This is a genomic window from Micromonospora sp. WMMD1120, from assembly GCF_029626235.1.
Taxonomy (GTDB): Bacteria; Actinomycetota; Actinomycetes; order Mycobacteriales; family Micromonosporaceae; genus Micromonospora.
The window spans coordinates 1,350,213-1,366,127 of record NZ_JARUBO010000005.1; the positions used below are offsets into that span (position 1 = coordinate 1,350,213).

General features: G+C 73.4%; 14 protein-coding genes. 5 read left to right on the top strand and 9 right to left on the bottom strand.

Annotated elements, in window-relative coordinates; genetic code table 11:
- Positions 1 to 14: 14 nt before the first annotated feature.
- From O7634_RS06400 to O7634_RS06415, 4 genes are read right to left on the bottom strand one after another with little or no spacing between them, the layout of a single operon-like run.
- Positions 15 to 1,595, bottom strand: coding sequence for a uroporphyrinogen-III synthase (locus O7634_RS06400; protein WP_278149223.1), 1,581 nt, complete (start codon positions 1,593 to 1,595; stop codon positions 15 to 17).
- Entirely contained in the window at positions 1,592 to 2,560 is a 969-nt protein-coding gene (hemC, locus tag O7634_RS06405) for a hydroxymethylbilane synthase (protein WP_278149224.1), read from the bottom strand. The genes O7634_RS06400 and hemC overlap by 4 nt, the downstream gene beginning before the upstream one ends.
- Positions 2,557 to 3,954 (bottom strand): glutamyl-tRNA reductase, encoded by a 1,398-nt coding sequence (locus tag O7634_RS06410; protein WP_278149225.1) that lies wholly within the window; start codon positions 3,952 to 3,954, stop codon positions 2,557 to 2,559. Before O7634_RS06410 ends, hemC begins: the two co-directional genes overlap by 4 nt.
- Positions 3,951 to 4,721 (bottom strand): redox-sensing transcriptional repressor Rex, encoded by a 771-nt coding sequence (locus O7634_RS06415; RefSeq protein ID WP_278149226.1) that lies wholly within the window; start codon positions 4,719 to 4,721, stop codon positions 3,951 to 3,953. The genes O7634_RS06410 and O7634_RS06415 overlap by 4 nt, the downstream gene beginning before the upstream one ends.
- Positions 4,722 to 5,341: 620 nt before the next feature.
- Here O7634_RS06415 and O7634_RS06420 point away from each other — a divergent pair.
- Together O7634_RS06420 and O7634_RS06425 are read left to right on the top strand one after the other, a co-directional pair.
- Positions 5,342 to 6,643 (top strand): sensor histidine kinase, encoded by a 1,302-nt coding sequence (locus O7634_RS06420; RefSeq protein ID WP_278149227.1) that lies wholly within the window; start codon positions 5,342 to 5,344, stop codon positions 6,641 to 6,643.
- A gap of 283 nt (positions 6,644 to 6,926) precedes the next feature.
- A complete protein-coding gene (locus tag O7634_RS06425; RefSeq protein WP_278149228.1) occupies positions 6,927 to 7,601 on the top strand; it encodes a response regulator transcription factor in 675 nt (224 codons plus the stop codon).
- On the opposite strand, the gene O7634_RS06430 is transcribed toward O7634_RS06425, so the two are convergent.
- From O7634_RS06430 to O7634_RS06440, 3 genes are read right to left on the bottom strand one after another with little or no spacing between them, the layout of a single operon-like run.
- Entirely contained in the window at positions 7,582 to 8,244 is a 663-nt protein-coding gene (locus tag O7634_RS06430) for an HAD hydrolase-like protein (RefSeq protein WP_278149229.1), read from the bottom strand. The genes O7634_RS06425 and O7634_RS06430 overlap by 20 nt on opposite strands.
- Before the next feature lie 20 nt (positions 8,245 to 8,264).
- Positions 8,265 to 8,519: a glutaredoxin family protein gene (locus O7634_RS06435; protein ID WP_278149230.1), complete on the bottom strand. Its 255-nt coding sequence runs from the start codon at positions 8,517 to 8,519 to the stop codon at positions 8,265 to 8,267.
- Entirely contained in the window at positions 8,509 to 10,116 is a 1,608-nt protein-coding gene (locus tag O7634_RS06440; protein ID WP_278149231.1) for an AMP-binding protein, read from the bottom strand. Before O7634_RS06440 ends, O7634_RS06435 begins: the two co-directional genes overlap by 11 nt.
- 589 nt (positions 10,117 to 10,705) lie before the next feature.
- On the opposite strand from O7634_RS06440, the gene O7634_RS06445 reads away from it, so the two are divergent.
- The 3 genes from O7634_RS06445 (at position 10,706) to O7634_RS06455 (ending at position 13,709) form a co-directional block, all read left to right on the top strand.
- Entirely contained in the window at positions 10,706 to 11,659 is a 954-nt protein-coding gene (locus O7634_RS06445) for an ECF subfamily RNA polymerase sigma factor, BldN family (RefSeq protein ID WP_278149232.1), read from the top strand.
- Positions 11,660 to 11,836: 177 nt separating this feature from the next.
- Positions 11,837 to 12,715: a DUF5667 domain-containing protein gene (locus O7634_RS06450; RefSeq protein WP_278149233.1), complete on the top strand. Its 879-nt coding sequence runs from the start codon at positions 11,837 to 11,839 to the stop codon at positions 12,713 to 12,715.
- A gap of 124 nt (positions 12,716 to 12,839) precedes the next feature.
- Positions 12,840 to 13,709 carry an HAD-IB family hydrolase gene (locus O7634_RS06455; protein ID WP_278149234.1) on the top strand — a complete coding sequence of 290 codons (870 nt, stop codon included), beginning with the start codon at positions 12,840 to 12,842 and terminating at the stop codon, positions 13,707 to 13,709.
- A 3-nt stretch (positions 13,710 to 13,712) separates the two neighbouring features.
- Here O7634_RS06455 and O7634_RS06460 read toward each other — a convergent pair whose 3' ends face one another.
- A complete protein-coding gene (locus tag O7634_RS06460; protein WP_278153887.1) occupies positions 13,713 to 14,570 on the bottom strand; it encodes a lysophospholipid acyltransferase family protein in 858 nt (285 codons plus the stop codon).
- 206 nt (positions 14,571 to 14,776) lie between these two features.
- A complete protein-coding gene (locus tag O7634_RS06465) occupies positions 14,777 to 15,853 on the bottom strand; it encodes an NAD-dependent epimerase/dehydratase family protein (RefSeq protein ID WP_278149235.1) in 1,077 nt (358 codons plus the stop codon).
- Positions 15,854 to 15,915: the final 62 nt, after the last annotated feature.

Genomic DNA, 15,915 nt, shown 5'->3' on the forward strand with positions numbered 1-15,915 from the left:
CCCTCCTCGAACGACTACCGGAAGCGCAGGGCGGTCGGCCCCTGCACCTTCGAACCGCGACGCTGCTTGGCCGGCATGGCGGCCAGCTTCTCGCGCAGCTCAACGGCGTAGGCGGCGAGCGCCTCCACCAGGTCGGGCACCGAGGCGTGCGGCGGCTGGACGTCGACCCGCAGGCCGAACTCCGTCGCGGTCTCCGCCGTCTTGGGCCCGATGACGGCAACAACCGTCCGGGCGTGCGGCTTCCCGGCGATGCCGACCAGGTTGCGCACCGTGGAGGACGAGGTGAAGAGCACCGCGTCGAACCCGCCCGACTTGATCGCGTCCCGGATCTCGGCGGGCGGCGGCGCGGCCCGCACCGTGCGGTACGCGGTCACGTCGTCGACCTCCCAGCCGCGCTCGGTGAGCCCCGCGGCAAGCGTCTCGGTGGCGATGTCGGCGCGGGGCAGCAGCACCCGGCCCACCGGGTCGAGGATCTCGTCGTGCGGGGAGAACTCGGCCAGCAGCCCCTCGGAGGACTGCTCCCCGGCGGGGATCAGCTCCGGCTGGATGCCGAACGCGCGGACCGCGTCCGCGGTGGCCTCACCGATGCAGGCGATCTTGACGCCGCCGAAGTGCCGGGCGTCCAGCCCGTGCTCGGCGAACTTCTCCCAGACCGCGCGGACCGCGTTGACCGAGGTGAAGATCACCCAGGCGTACCGGCCATCGACCAGGCCCTTGACCGCCCGCTCCATCTGCGCCGGGGTACGCGGCGGCTCGACCGCGATGGTCGGCACCTCACACGGGATCGCCCCGTACGCGCGCAGCCGGGCGCTCATCACGCCGGCCTGCTCCTTGGTACGCGGTACGAGCACCTTCCAGCCGTACAGCGGGCGGTTCTCCCACCAGCTCAGCTTGTCGCGCTGCCCCACCCCGACGCCGACGGTCAGCACGACCCGGCCGGTGAAGCCGAGCGCGGCGGCCACGAAGCTGTCCACCGTCGACGTGGTCGTGTACTGGGTCTCGCCGGTGCCGTCACCGGTCACCCCGACGCCGGTGGTGCCCTCGACCCCGGCGGCGAGCAGCCCGTCCCGCACGGCGGCGAGGTCACCGGCGTCCACGGCGAGCGCGAGCGAGCCCCGGCCGACGGCCGTTGCCAGCGCCTCGAAGTCCAGCGTGCTGACGTCCTCGACGTCCGCGGCGGTACGCACACCCGGCAGCGGAACGCCCGCGTAGGTGGCCACACCCTCGGCCTGACCGACGCCCGGCACCACCTCGAAGTGGGCGGCGGTGCGGGCCACCGCCTGCACCTCCTTGACCACCGAGTCGTGACCGAACGGGTCACCGGCCACGAGGTGCACCGCGTTCAACCCGGAGCGGGCCGCGGAGATCAGCACCTTCGCCACGTCCCCCGGGGCGCCCTCGGCCGGGGTGAACTCGGCGTCCTCGGCGGCCTCGGCGCGGACGACGGCGAGCAACGACTCCGGGACTCCCCGGTCGTAGATCACCTGGTCGGCGTCGACCAGGGCGTCGTGGGCCCGGCGGGTCAGCAGACCTGGGTCGCCGGGGCCGGCCCCGACGAACGCGATACGGCCGACGGGCTTACGGGTGCGGGTCATTCTGTGCTCCCAAATTGCTGGGTCCCCGGGCCGGTGGGTCCATCGTGGCCGAGGATCGAGTCGGCGCCGAGGTCGAGGAGTTCGGCGGCGAGTGCCTTACCGATCTCCGCCGCGTCGGCGGGCGTTCCGGTGCGGGACAGCCGGAGGTCACGAGTGCCGTCCGGGCTGATCACCGCCCCGCGCAGGTAGATCTCATCGCCGGACTCACCTTCGGCGAGTTCGGCGTAGGCGGCGACGGGCGCGGTGCACCCGGCCTCCAGGGTTGCCAGCAACGCGCGTTCCGCGATGACCGCGGCGCGCGACGGTGCGTGGTCGAGCACCCCGAGCAGCTCGACCATGTCCTGGTCGTCGACCCGGCACTCCACGGCCAGCGCCCCCTGGGCGGGTGCGGGCAGCATGAGCATCGGGTCCAGCGTCTCGGTGATCACGTCGAGCCGCCCGAGCCGGGCGAGCCCGGCGCGGGCGAGCACGATGGCGTCGAGGTCGGCCTCGGGGCCGATCACCCGCGCGAGGCGGGTGTCCACGTTGCCGCGGATCGGGGCGACCTCCAGTTGCAGGCCGAGCGCGTGCAACTGGGCGATGCGGCGCAGCGCGCCGGTGCCCACCGTGGCGCCCGGGGGCAGCTCGGCGAGCGTCCGGCCGCCGCGTGCGACGAGCGCGTCACGCGGATCCTGCCGGGTCGGCACCGCCGCGATGTGCAGCCCGCCGGCGGCAGCGGTGGGCAGGTCCTTGTACGAGTGCACAGCGAAGTCGATCGTCCCGGCGGTCAGCGCGTCGCGCAGCGCCGAGACGAACACGCCGACGCCGAGCCGGTGCACCGGAGCGGGCGACCGGTCGCCCGCGGTGACCACCTCGACCAGCTCGACCGGGCGTCCGGTGGCGGCGGTCAACGCCTCGGCGATCTGACCGGACTGGGCCATCGCCAGGGCGCTGCCCCGGGTGCCGAGGCGCAGGGGGGCGGTCATCGCACACCTCCGGTGGGTGGGGTCGACTCGACGGTGTCGGCCCCGGACACCGGGCCGACACCGGGGAGCGCCCGGCCCAGGTCGGGGGTCAGCACGTCCGGGACGGTGTCCACCGGCGAGGTCTGCGGCACCTCCAGGTCGAACAGCTCGCGCAGCAGCGCCGCGTACTGGTCGCCGCCGGGCTCCGCGGCCAGCTGACGAACCTTGACGGTGGGCTGGTGCAGCAGTCGTTGCACGACACGGTGCACCGTCCGGGCCACCTCGGCCCGCAGGTCGTCGCCGAGGTCGGGGCGACGCTGGGCCAACCTGCGCAGCTCGGCGCTGACCACGTCGTCGGCCCGGCCGCGCAGCGCGGCCACCGTGGGTGCCACGTCCGCACCCCGCAGCCAGGTGAGGAAGCCCTCCACCTCGGTCAGCACGATGCGTTCGACGGCGGCGGCGTCGGCAGCCGCCGGACCGTCGGCGAGCAGCGCCGCCATCCGGTCGATGTCGATCACCTCGACGCCGGGCAGCTCGGCCACGCCCTCCTCGACGTCGCGCGGAACGGCCAGGTCGAGCAGGACCAGCGGACCCCGGCCGGGGTCGCGCCCGGCGAGCGCCTCGCTGACCACCGCCCGGGTGAGGACCGGTTCGGTGGACGCGGTGGCGGCCACTACGATGTCCACTGTGGAGAGGGTGTCGGCCAGCGCGGTCATCGGCGCGGCGCTCGCACCGTACGACTCGGCGAGCCGGACGGCCCGGTCGGCGCCCCGGTTGCTGACGGTGAGCGGCCCGGCGCCCAGCCGGGACAGCGTGGCCACTCCGAGCGACCCCATCGCGCCGGCGCCGACCACCAGGGCCGGGCGACCGGCCAGGTCGCCGTCGAGGTGCCCGGCGGCCAGTTCCAGCGCGGCGGTGACGACGCTCTGGCCGGCCCTGTCGATGCCGGTCTCGGCGTGCGCCCGCTTGCCGACCCGCAGCGCCTGCTGCATCAGCTCGTGCAGCAGGCGGCCGGCCGAGTCGGCCCCGGTGGCCCAGTGGTACGCGTCGCGTAGCTGGCCGAGGATCTGCGCCTCGCCCACCACCATCGAGTCCAGACCGGTGGCGACCCGGAAGACGTGGTCCACGGCCGCGGTGTCGTAGTGCACGTACAGGTGGCTGGCGAGCGCGGCCGGCGCGGTGCCGGCCTGCTCGGCGAGGACGGCGCAGACGTCGCCGAGCCCACCGTGGAAACCGGACACGGCGGCGTAGACCTCCACCCGGTTACAGGTCGAGACGATCACCGCCTCGGACACGTACGGCTGGGCGACCAGGCGGTCGAGTGTGCGGGTCAGGTCGGCGGGTGGCACTGCCAGCTGCTCCAGCGTGGCGACCGGGGCGGTCCGGTAGGACGCGCCGACGACGAGCAGTTTCACGTGCCGATCGCCTCCTGGGTGTCGGTGGCCGCGAACCCGCCCGGCAGGGCGGTGAGAGCGGACCCGCCGGTGGCCGGCAGCGCGGTCAACGACGCCTTACGGTGCTCGTGGAAGGACAGGATCTGCAGCTCGATGGCGAGGTCGACCTTGCGCACGTCGACCCCCTCCGGAACCGAGAGTACGCATGGCGCGAAGTTGAGGATGCTCGTCACGCCGACGGCGACCAACTGGTCGGCGACCTGCTGGGCGGCGGCGGCCGGAGTGGCGATCACGCCGATCGCCAGCGATTCCTCCGCGGCGACCGCCGGCAGGTCGTCCACATGCCTGACCACCAGGCCGTTGATCTCCTCACCGACCCGGGACGGATCGGCGTCGAGGAGTGCGGCGATCCGGAATCCGCGACTGGCGAAGCCGTCGTAGCCGGCCAGGGCGTGACCGAGATTACCCACGCCGACCAGGGCGACGGCCCGTCGTTGGGTGAGCCCGAGCACGAACTCGATCTGCTCGATCAGCAGGGCGACGTCGTAGCCGACCCCCCGGGTGCCGTACGAGCCGAGGTGGGAGAGATCCTTACGGAGCTTGGCGGAGTTGACCCCCGCAGCGGCGGATAGCCCTTCGCTGGAAACTGTCTCGTGCCCGCCTTCGGCGAGGTTGTGCAGCGCGCGCAGGTACTCCGGGAGCCGAGCGACGGTTGCCTCGGGCAGATCCGGGAGCGCCGGGACGGCACCGGCGCGGCCGGGCGCGCCTGGGTGACGGTGCTGACTCATGAGACTCCGTGCGGTGCGATCCTCGGCCAACTCCGCTGGTCGGCCGTTTGTGGACTCCCGCTGGCGACCGAGGTTGCCGGCTGTGCTAGCAGGGCGCGTAGGACTCACAGCGTAGGCGCTTGTGAAGACGTGCACAAATCGCGATCTTGTCGCTGCGTGACGCGACCTCACCAGCACCTCCTTCTGCAAGATCGATTAAACGCGCAGGTCGGCCCACGGCCCGCGGCGATTATTGCTCAATCCCGACTTCTCTGACCAATCCCGCGCCGCAACCAAACACCCCCCGCCACCCCGACCCACCTCCCAACCCTCACGCCCTCGCGCCCCCACCCCCTCGCCCCTTCGCCCTCGCGCCCTCGCCCCCTCGCCCCCTCGCGCCCTCGCCCACGGGTGCGGCCATGACCCCACCCAACCCCGCGCCGATCTTGCACTTCCTGTCCTCGCTTTTCACATGTAAAGGGACGAAACAACGTCCGCGAGTGCAAGATCGGCGCCGAAGTGGCACCAAGGGCGCGGCCCGGGGGCCGGGGGGGCACTGGCGGGGGGTAGGGGTAGCACTACGGCGGAGAGGCGGGGTTTCGGGATGGGGGCGGTCGGTCGCGGTGCCTAGCCTTCTGGGCATGACCGCAGTTGCCGCCAGCGACCGACCGACGCTGACTCCGAGCATTCCGCGCCAGCTCCTCGTCGACTCCGGGTACGTGCTGCTCGGCCTGCCCCTGGGGGTGGCCAGCTTCGTCGTCCTCATCGTCGGCCTCTCGGTGAGCATCGGCCTGGTCGTCACGGTGATCGGCCTGCCGATCCTCAGCGGCACCCTGTACGCCGCTCGCGGACTGGCCGACATCGAGCGGCTGCGGATGGCCGCTGTGCTCCGGCAGCCCCGGGTCCGGCCGCGCTACCGGCTGCCGGAGACGGGCGCGAGCGCGTGGCGTCGCATCTTCGTGCCGATGCGGGACGCGCAGTCCTGGCTCGACCTGGCGCACGGCATCATCCGGCTGGTCGTCGCGCTGGGCACCTTCGTGGTGACGGTGGTCTGGTGGGGCGTCGCGCTCGCCGGCTCGCTCTACTGGGCGTACGACTGGGCGCTGCCCCGCGCGTCCGGCGACGGTGACCAGGATCTGGCACAGCTCCTCGGTCTGGGTGACTCGACCACCGCCCGGATCGGGCTGCACACCGCGCTCGGGGTGTTCTTTTTGATCACGCTGCCGATCGTGGTGCGGGGCTGCGCGTTGCTCCAGGCCAGCCTCGCGAAGGCCCTGTTGACCGGGGTGGCCGAGATGCGTGACCGGATCACCGTGCTGGAGGAGCAGAAGCGGGCCGCGGTGTCCGCCGAGGCGGCCGCGCTGCGCCGGCTGGAGCGTGACATCCACGACGGCCCCCAGCAGCGCCTGGTCCGGCTGGCGATGGACCTCAGCCGGGCGCGGATGCAGCTCTCGGACGACCCGGGCGCCGCCGGCCAGACCCTTGACGAGGCCGTCGCTCAGACCCGGGACACGCTGGCCGAGCTGCGGGCGTTGTCCCGGGGCATCGCCCCGCCGATCCTGGTGGACCGGGGCCTGCCCAGCGCCCTGGCCGCGATCGCCGCCCGCGGGCTGATCCCGATCGAGTTGCAGGTGGACCCGCAGCTCGGCACCCGCGGCGGACGGCTCGATCCGGCGGTGGAGAACACCGCGTACTTCGTGGTGTCCGAGGCGCTGACGAATGTCGCCAAGCACAGCCGGGCCACCGAGGCCATGGTGAGCGTCGTCCGGCAGGGTGACCGCCTCCAGGTCCGGGTGGGCGACGACGGGCAGGGCGGCGCGCATCTGGCCAAGGGTCACGGGCTGGCCGGGATCGCCGACCGGGTCCGGGCCGCCGGCGGTGAGCTGCACGTGGTCAGTCCGGCCGGTGGCCCCACCGAGATCCGCGCCGAGCTACCCCTGTGACCCGCCGGATGCCGCCCGAAGGCCGAGGGGCCCCGCCCACCCACCGGCGACCACCCGAAGGCCGACAGACCCCGCCCACCCACCGGCGACCACCCGAAGGCCGACAGACCCCGCCCACCCACCGGCGACCACCCGAAGATCGACAGACCCCGGCAACCCACCAGCGACCACCCGAAGGCCGACAGACCCCGCCCACCCACCGGCGACCACCCGAAGATCGACAGACCCCGGCAACCCACCAGCGACCACCCGGGGCGGGTGCGACGTGGTAGACAACACAGCCATGCGCATCGTGATCGCCGACGACGCCGTCCTGCTCCGCGAAGGGCTGCTCCGGCTGCTGACCGAGAGCGGACACCAGGTGGTGGCCGCCGTCGGCGACGGTGAGGCCCTGGTCGCGGCGGTGCTGGAGCACCAGCCCGACGTGTCGATCGTCGACGTCCGGATGCCGCCGTCGCACACCGACGAGGGGCTGCGGGCGGCGGTGGAGGCGCGTCGGCTGGTGCCGCGCAGCCCGATCCTTGTCCTCTCGCAGTACGTCGAGGTCTCGTACGCCGATGATCTTCTCGCCACCACCGGCGGCGCCGGCGGTGGCGGCGGTGGCGGCGGTGGCGGGATCGGCTACCTGCTCAAGGACCGGGTGGCGGCGATCGACGAGTTCCTGGACGCGCTGCGGCGGGTGGCCGCCGGCGGCACGGTGCTCGACCCGGAGGTGGTCGGTCAGCTCTTCGCCCGACGGCGCCGGGACGACCCGCTGCGCGAGCTGACCCCCCGCGAGCGCGAGGTGCTCGCCCTGATGGCCGAGGGTCGCTCGAACACCGCCATCGCGCGCGCCCTCGTGGTCAGCGACGGGGCGGTGGAGAAGCACGTGCGCAACATCTTCACCAAGCTCACCCTGCCGCCGGACACCGAGCAGCACCGGCGGGTGCTCGCCGTCCTCACCTACCTGCGGAACTGACCTCCCGGGCCAGGGCCACCGCGTCGGTGAGGGTGTCGGCCACCGGGTGCCCGGAGGCGCGCAGCCGGGCCGGGTCGGTGAACCCGCCGGTGTAGAGCACGGCCCGGCCACCCACCGAGAGGGCCGCGTCCGCGTCGTCGATCGAGTCGCCGATGAGCACCACCGAGGCGCCGTCCAGGCCCAGCTCGGCGAGGTGCAGCTTGAGCGACTCGGCCTTGCGGTCGCCGCCGACGGTGGCCCGCAGCCCGTCGACCCGGGTGAACGTGTCGGTGAGCCCGTACGTCCGCACGGTCGGCACCAGCTCCTCGTGGAACCACATGGAGAGCAGGCTCTGGCTGCCCGGCCAGGCGGCCATCGCGGTCCGCGCGTCGGCGGCCAGCTCGCAGGTGGTCAACCCGGTGCGGTACGCGTCGTGGAAGATCCGGTCCAGTCGGCCGAACTCGTCGTCGTCAACCGCCTGCCCGAGCACCTCGGCGTAGTACTCGGCGATCGGCCGGCGGAACCGCACCCGGTGCTCGTCCGGTGTGACGGTCGGCCCGCCGACGCTGGCGAAGACGACGTTGGTGGCGGACACCACCAGGCTGAGGTCGTTGAGCAGGGTGCCGTTCCAGTCCCAGACGAGGTGCGGGTGCGCGGGGGTCATCAGAGCACCCTAGGCACTCCTCAGAGCTGCGGCGTCGTCAGGTCCCGCAGCAGCCGGTCCTCCTCGACACGCCAGTAACCGTGCTCCTTGCCGTCCAGCATCACCACCGGCAGCCGGTCGCCGTACTCGCGCTCCAGCTCGTCGTTCCCGGTGACGTCCCACTCGACCCATGTGTCGCCGGTGACCGCCACGACCCGGTCGAGCGCCGCCTTGGCGTCGTCGCAGAGGTGGCAGCCGGGTCGGGTGATCAGCGCGAGCCGGGCGTCAGTTGCCATCGGTTACCTCCGTGCGGTCGGTCGGCGTCGCCGACCGGAGCTGGGTCTTGCGTACCTTGCCGATCGCCGAGTGCGGCAGGGCGTCGACGAACTCGACGGCGGTCGGGCACTTGAACCGGGCCAGGTTACGTGCGCAGTGGGCGAGCAGCTCCTCGCCGGTCACCGGCCGTCCCGGCGCCGGCACCACGTACGCCCGCACAGTCTCGCCGGTCCGGGGGTGCGGCACACCCAGTACCGCCGACTCGGCCACCCCGGGGTGCCCGGCGAGCACCAGCTCGACCTCGTGCGGATAGACGTTGAACCCGTTGACCAGGATCAGCTCGCCGAGCCGGTCGACGAGGAACAGGTCGCCGTCGGCGTCGGCGTAGGCGATGTCGCCGGTGCCCCACCACCCGTCGGCGTCCGGGCCGCCCCGACCGTCGGGCCAGTAACCGGCGAAGAGGTGGGGACCACGTACGACGATCTGCCCCGGGTCGGTGCCCGGCGCCACGTCGGAGATGTCCAGCTCGTCCGGGTCGTCGTCGAGGGCTGCCACGCCGTCGCGCCACAGGTCCGCCCCGTCGGCGCCGACCAGGCGCAGCCCCACGCCGGGCAGGGGCCGGCCGATCGAGCCGGGCGTGGCCACCCCGCCGACCAGTGTCGAGGTGAGCACCGGCGCGGTCTCGGTGAGGCCGTACCCGATGTGCACCCGGTGGCCGGTGACCTCGGTGAAGCGCGCCGCGACCGTGCGGTCGAGCGGCGCCGCGCCGCAGACCGCCACCCGCACCGACGCGGTCGCCGCGCGGGCCGTGCCGGCGTCCGCCCAGGTCGCGAACATCGACGGTACGCCGACCAGCACCGTCACGCGGTGTCGGGCGATCTCGTGCAGCCCCGCTGTCGGGCCCGGCTCGTCCAGCAGCACGCCGGTGGCGCCGTGCCGCACGACCGCGCCGAGCCCCGAGTTGAGCCCGTACGCGTGGAACAGCGGCAACGCGAGCAGGACGGTGTCCGCGGGCCCGACCACCGGCGGATCGATGGCCGCTACCTGGTCCTGGTTGGCGAGCAGCGCCCGGTGCGACAGCATCGCCCCCTTGGGCCGACCCTCGGTGCCCGAGGTGTAGAGCAGGACCGCGAGGTCGTCGCCGCCGCGGCGGGGGCGGGGTGCCGGTCCGGGGGCCTCGGCGGTCGGCGGCGCGGTGTACGTGGCGGTGAGCGCGGGCAGCTCGTCGGCGACGTCGGCGACCAGGCCCCGAACGCGATCGGTGGCGACGAGCAGCGAGGCGCCCGAGTCGGCCAGTAGGTGCCGCAGCTCCGGTGCGGTGAGGCCGGGGTTGACCGGCACGGCGACCAGCCCGGCGCGGAGGGCGCCGAACCAGGTGACCACGAAGTCGGGGGTGTTGGGCAGCGCGACGGCGACGCGGGGCGGGACGGCGCCGGGGTCGGTGGGCGGCGCGGCGACGGACAGGCCGCGTGCGGCGGCGTCGATCGCGGTGTCCAGTTCGGACCAGCTCAGCGTCTGGTCGCGCCAGTGCAGCGCGGCCCGGTCGGGACCGTCGAGGGCCGCCCGGCGGACCTGGTCGGCGAGGTTCGGCGCGGAGTCGGCCGTGGCGTCCTGCACGGTGATCGAGTCTGGCACAGCGGACGGCGACAGGCCACGCCCGACGGGCCGGCCGCGGGACCGGCGACAGGCGGGCGCGATAGTCCCATTTATGGGACTGTCCCGTGTGTCATCGGTGATTCGACGGCGTCCTGCCGACGGGACGCGCGCCGTCCCTCCCGGACACTCCGGCCGGGCCCGCCCGAACACCGGAAACGGCCCGTGCACCGGGCCGGCGAGAGCCCCTCCGAGCAGGGAATCCATCCTGGATCACCGGGCCGACGGAAAGTCAATCGCACACGACGGACAACCGGTCCGCCGCTGGCGCGGAGGAGCGGTAAATACTTCCGCCTTGTGTAACGGACTTGCCACGCGCGGGTGACGTTGGCCCTATCATCACTCGGGTCGGGTCACCCCATTTGCCGTGAGTCGACACCCCTCAGCCCGAGGAGGCCCCCGTGCCTGTGAGCGCATTGGACCAGCACCTCCAGGGGAGTTGCCGCCCGCCGGCAAGCCCCGCGACCGTCCTGCCCGACCGAAGGCCCGGTCGGGCCGCCCTGACCAGACACAGACCGGCCGGTCCGGCGGTCGACGGGACGGAGGCGACACGGTGACCACCTTCGGATACGCGGAACGCCCGCTCGGCCTGACCGGCCAGCCGGCCCGCTCCCACGTCAACGAGCGGCCGGCGGCCCGCGCCCCACTCGACGACCAGCACGGCGCCGTCGTACGCGGTGACGGCGCGACCAGCCGGATCCGCAGCCGACCGCACCACAACGAGCCGCCGCCACGACCCGCGGCGCCCGGCGCGAACGCGAAGTCGGCCGGTGGCCGGGTCGCCGTACCCCGGCCGGCCATGCCGGTGCAGGGTCGCCGGGTCAGCGACACGCCGGCGGTGACGGCCGAGCCGCCGGCGGCGGAGACGGCGGTGCTTCCGGCGGTGCCCGCGGCCGCCGCCACCGCCCCGACCGGGTTTCCGAGCCGCCCGGACCCGTCCGACCCGGCCACCGAGGTCTGGACGCTGATCGAGCGCGCCCAGGCCGGCGAGTCCGAGGCGTTCGGTCTGATCTACGACCGGTACGTGGACACCGTCTTCCGGTTCGTCTACTTCCGGGTCGGCAACCGCCAACTCGCCGAGGACCTCACCTCGGACACCTTCCTGCGCGCGCTCAAGCGGATCGGCAGCTTCACCTGGCAGGGCCGCGACCTCGGCGCCTGGCTGGTCACCATCGCCCGCAACCTGGTCGCGGACCACTTCAAGTCGGGTCGGTACCGGCTGGAGGTCACCACCGGGGACGTGCTCGACGCCGACCGGGAGGACCGGGGTCCGGAGGGCAGCCCGGAAGCGGCGGTGGTGGAGCACATCACCAACGTCGCCCTGCTCAGCGCCGTGAAGCAGCTCAACCCCGAGCAGCAGGAGTGCATAGTGCTCCGCTTCCTCCAGGGCTTCTCGGTCGCCGAGACGGCCCGCGCGATGGGCAAGAACGAGGGCGCCATCAAAGCTCTCCAGTACCGGGCCGTCCGCGCCCTGGCCCGACTCCTGCCCGACGGCTTCCAGCCGTAGATTGTTACGGCGAGCCGACGGCGTCGATCGATGTCCGCGCAGCTCAGGGCCGGCCTCGCCCGGTGACGACGATCACTTTCCGTAATTTCGGCTCCGCCCGGCCCGTAACCCGTGCCCGGCCCGCCGCGTTTCTCCGGGTGCGACCGGTGGTTTCCCGGCCGTGACCAGCGAGAGGAGGTGCCTGCGGTGGACGACATCCTCTTCTCCCGTCGGCGCGCCGAGCGCTTCGCGCAGCTTCTCGACGAGGCCAACGGCGCTCGGCGACACCACGTGCGCTCCCGGGTAGACGGACAACTCGCGCCACTCGTCGCTGTCGGGCAGCGGCTCAGCGTCGACCCACCGGCAGTCGAGGTGAACCAGGAGTTCCGCACCGGCCTGCGGGCGATGCTGCTCGCCACCGCCGAGCGGGAAGGGCTGGGCAACCCACCGGCGGCCGCCACCGAACCGGCCGCCACGACCAACCGTGGTCGGCTGCTGCCGGCGGTCACCGCCCGACGGGCCCGCGCCCGAGGCGCGATAGTGGTCGGCATCGCGGCCGGCGCCATCGCCGTCTCGGGGATCTCCGCCGCCAGCGAGAACGCGGTGCCCGGCGACGCGCTCTACGGCATGAAGCGCTCGACCGAACGGGCGCAGCTCGCCCTGGCCAGCTCGGACATCAGCCGTGGCCAACTCTTCCTCGACTTCGCCCGAACCAGGCTCGGCGAAGCCGCCAAGTTGCGCGGTGACCGGGTCGGTTACAGCGCCGTCCTCGACGACATGGACGCCGACACCCGGCAGGGCGTACGCCTGCTCGCCTCCGCCGCGGTGCAGCAGGCCCAGCCGGGCAGCCTGGACACGCTCAACGCCTTCGTGGCGAGCCAGCGCCGGGCGGTGAGCGGCCTGCTCGACGGGAGCACCCGCGCCGAACGGGAACGCACCCAGCGGTCGCTGCTGCTGCTGGAGAGCATCCGGCACCGGTCGGACGCCCTGCGCGCGGCGATCACCTGCGGTCTGCCGGTGCCCAGCGCCAGCGACGCCCTCGGCCCGAATCCGAGCACCTGCCCCGGGTCGCGCTGACCGCCGCCCTATACCGCACGCCCGGCCGGCCGCGCCGCAGTTCACACTGTGCCCGGCCGGTCGACCGTTTCCGGCGGCTACCCTCGCGGGAGGCAGTTGTCGTACCGGTGAGGAAGGGAATCGTGTGGCGCGTAGCCGTAAGGTGACGGTCAGCACCGACGCCGAGGGGCACACCGCCGGCTGGGCGGAGACCGACCTGGCCCCGGTCGGCGCGCCCGATCCGACCGCCGCCGCCTTCTTCGACGTGGACAACACGATGATGCAGGGCGCCTCGATCTACTGGTTCGCCCGGGGTCTCGCCTCCCGCAACTACTTCACCAGCGCCGACCTGGCCCGGTTCGCCTGGCAGCAGCTCCGCTTCCGGCTGTTGGCCCGGGAGCACGCCGGTGACATGTCGCTGGCGAAGGAGGCCGCGCTGGCCTTCGTGAAGGGCTGGCGGGTCGACGAGGTGGAGAGCCTCGCCGAGGAGATCTTCGACGAGATGATGGCCCCCCGGATCTGGGCCGGCACCCACCAGCTCGCCCAGCGTCACCTGGCGGCCGGTCAGCGGGTCTGGCTGGTCAGCGCCGCCCCGGTGGAGCTCGGCCGGGTGATCGCCGCCCGGCTCGGCCTGACCGGCGCCATCGGCACGGTGGCCGAGGTCTGCGACGGGGCGTACACCGGGCGGTTGGTGGGTGACCTGATGCACGGGCCGGCCAAGGCCGAGGCGGTGACCCAGCTCGCCGCCGTGGAAGGGCTCGACCTGAGCCGCTGCGCCGCGTACAGCGACTCGGCGAACGACCTGCCGCTGCTCTCCGCCGTGGGACGGGCGGTGGCGGTCAACCCGGACGGCACCCTGCTGCGGCAGGCCCGCCAGCACCGCTGGGAGGTGCGCGACTTCCGCACCGGGCGGCGGGCCGTGCGGATCGCCGTACCGTCGACGGCGGCGGCCGGGCTGGTCGTCGGCGCGGTCACCGCCGGCCTGGCCCTCCAGCGTCGTCGTCGCGCCGGCTGAGGGTCAGGGACCGAACGGGTCGGGTCGTCGTTCCAGCAGCGTGTGCAGGGTCTGCTGGATGGTCTCCCGCACCTGGTCGGCGAGGTTGAAGACGACCAGCGGGTCGTCCGCCGAGTCGGTCAGGTGGGCGGTGGGGATCGGCGGGCAGAACTCGATGAGCCACTTGCTCGGCAGCGGCACCATGCCCAGCGGGCCGAGCCACGGGAACGTCGGCGTGACCGGGAAGTAGGGCAGCTTGAGCAGCCGGGCCAGCGGCTTGATGTCAGCGAGCATCGGGTAGATCTCCTCGCCACCCACTATCGCGACCGGCACGATCGGGGTGCCGGTGCGCAGCGCCGCCGAGACGAAGCCGCCCCGCCCGAACCGCTGGAGCTTGTATCTGTCGGCGTAGAGCTTGCCGATGCCCTTGAAGCCCTCCGGGAACACCCCGACCAGGTCACCGCCGCCGAGCAGCCGCTCCGCGTCCGGGTTGCAGGCAACGGTGCCGCCGGTCTTGCGGGCCAACTCGGAGACGACAGGCATCCGGAAGACCAGGTCCGCGCCGAGCAGCCGCAGGTAGCGGTGTGTGGGGTGCTTGTCGTGCAGCGCCGCCGAGAGGATCAGCGCGTCCAGCGCCACCGTCCCGGAGTGGTTACCCACGACCAGGGCGGGCCCGTCGACGGGAACGTGCTCCACGCCGCTGACCTCGGTGCGGAACCAGTCCCGGTAGAGCCTGCGCAGCAGGGGGTGGAAGACCGCGTCGGTCAGGTCCGGGTCGAAGCCGAACTCGTCGACCTCGTAGTCGCCCGCGAGCCGCCGGCGCAGGAACGCCAGCCCGCTCGCGACCCTGCGGTCCCACTGGTCGCCCGGACGGTCCGGCACCGCCGGCTCGGTGCCGCCTGTCGGCGCGGCGTGGGATTCGCCGGCCGGCGTCGGCGCGGCGTCGGACTCGGCCACCGGCGTCGGCGCGGCCTGCGCGGCGGGTCGGTGTCCGTTGCGCCGCGCCGGCTCCGGGGTCGACTCAGGCCCCTGCTGGGGTACGCCGAACCGCCCGACCCACTGCGGGTCGCGCCCCTCCACCGGCCCGGTCACGAGGAACGCTCCCGGACGGCGGCGCGGACCTGTCGGATTCCGTCGAGGACGAGCTGCTCGGCGGCGGCCAACTGGTCCCGGGTGACCACCGCCCCGCCGTGGTGGGCCTTGATGAAGTCCTCGAACGCCTCGGCGGTGGAGCGCGGGGTGAAGCCGTACTCCTGCGCGAGCCGGCTGGTGTCGACCACCCGGCCGTGCACGAACAGGTCGACCTGGTCCAGGCCGTAGCGGCCGAAGCCCATGGTGCGGGCCAGCGCCGCGGCGCCGGAGAGGCCCGGCTCGAACACCGGCACCGCCACCCGGCCGGCGCGCCGGATCGCCTGGGACAGCGACAGCACCCCGGGGCCGGCGACGTTGTAGGTGCCCGGATGGTCCTCCACGATCGAGCGGTGCAGCACCTCCAGCGCGTCGTCGAAGTGCAGGAACTGGAGGCGGGGGTCCCGGCCGAACACTGTCGGCACGAACGGTTGCGAGAAGTAGCGGGTCAACGTGGTGTCGGCCGTCGAGCCGATGAACGGGGCGAAGCGCAGCACCGTGGCGGTGACGTCGGGTCGGCGGCGACGGAAGCCCCGGACATACCCCTCCAGGTCGAGGATGTCGCGGCCGAAACCGCCGCGCGGCACCTCGCGGGGCTCGGTCTCCTCGGTGAAGACCGCCGGGTCCCGGAACGACACCCCGTACGCGGCTGTGGACGAGCGGACCACGAGCTTGCGCAGCCGGGGCGCGCGCTGGCAGGCGGCGAGCATCTGCATGCTGCCGATGACGTTCTGGTCCTTCATCGCGGACCGGCCACCGTGCTGCGGGTCGGGGGCGGTGACCAGCGCGAGGTGCACCACCGCGTCGACGTCCAGGTCGGCGAGGAGGCCACCGAGCGAACCGCTGTCGACGCGGAGCCTCTCGACGCGGTCGAGGAGGTCGGTGAACTCGGCACCGGAGTCGGGCGCGTCCACCCCGATGACCCGCTCGATGCGCGGGTCGGCGGCCAGCCGGGCCGCCACGTGGGCGCCCAGGTATCGACCGATCCCGGTGACGACGACAACCCCCGGAGCACCTGGGGTGCCACCGGGGGTCATCTGACGCACCTACCCCGGCAGGGCGGATCGAGCCGGGACGACCACGGCCTGATCACCTGAGC

Bases quoted from the DNA above. Each gene is read 5' to 3' on its own strand.
- O7634_RS06400 (WP_278149223.1), bottom strand. From the start codon at position 1,595: ATGACCCGCACCCGTAAGCCCGTCGGCCGTATCGCGTTCGTCGGGGCC.
- O7634_RS06415 (WP_278149226.1), bottom strand. From the start codon at position 4,721: ATGAGTCAGCACCGTCACCCAGGCGCGCCCGGCCGCGCCGGTGCCGTC.
- O7634_RS06420 (WP_278149227.1), top strand. From the start codon at position 5,342: ATGACCGCAGTTGCCGCCAGCGACCGACCGACGCTGACTCCGAGCATT.
- O7634_RS06430 (WP_278149229.1), bottom strand. From the start codon at position 8,244: ATGACCCCCGCGCACCCGCACCTCGTCTGGGACTGGAACGGCACCCTG.
- O7634_RS06425 (WP_278149228.1), top strand. From the start codon at position 6,927: ATGCGCATCGTGATCGCCGACGACGCCGTCCTGCTCCGCGAAGGGCTG.
- hemC (WP_278149224.1), bottom strand. From the start codon at position 2,560: ATGACCGCCCCCCTGCGCCTCGGCACCCGGGGCAGCGCCCTGGCGATG.
- O7634_RS06465 (WP_278149235.1), bottom strand. From the start codon at position 15,853: ATGACCCCCGGTGGCACCCCAGGTGCTCCGGGGGTTGTCGTCGTCACC.
- O7634_RS06435 (WP_278149230.1), bottom strand. From the start codon at position 8,519: ATGGCAACTGACGCCCGGCTCGCGCTGATCACCCGACCCGGCTGCCAC.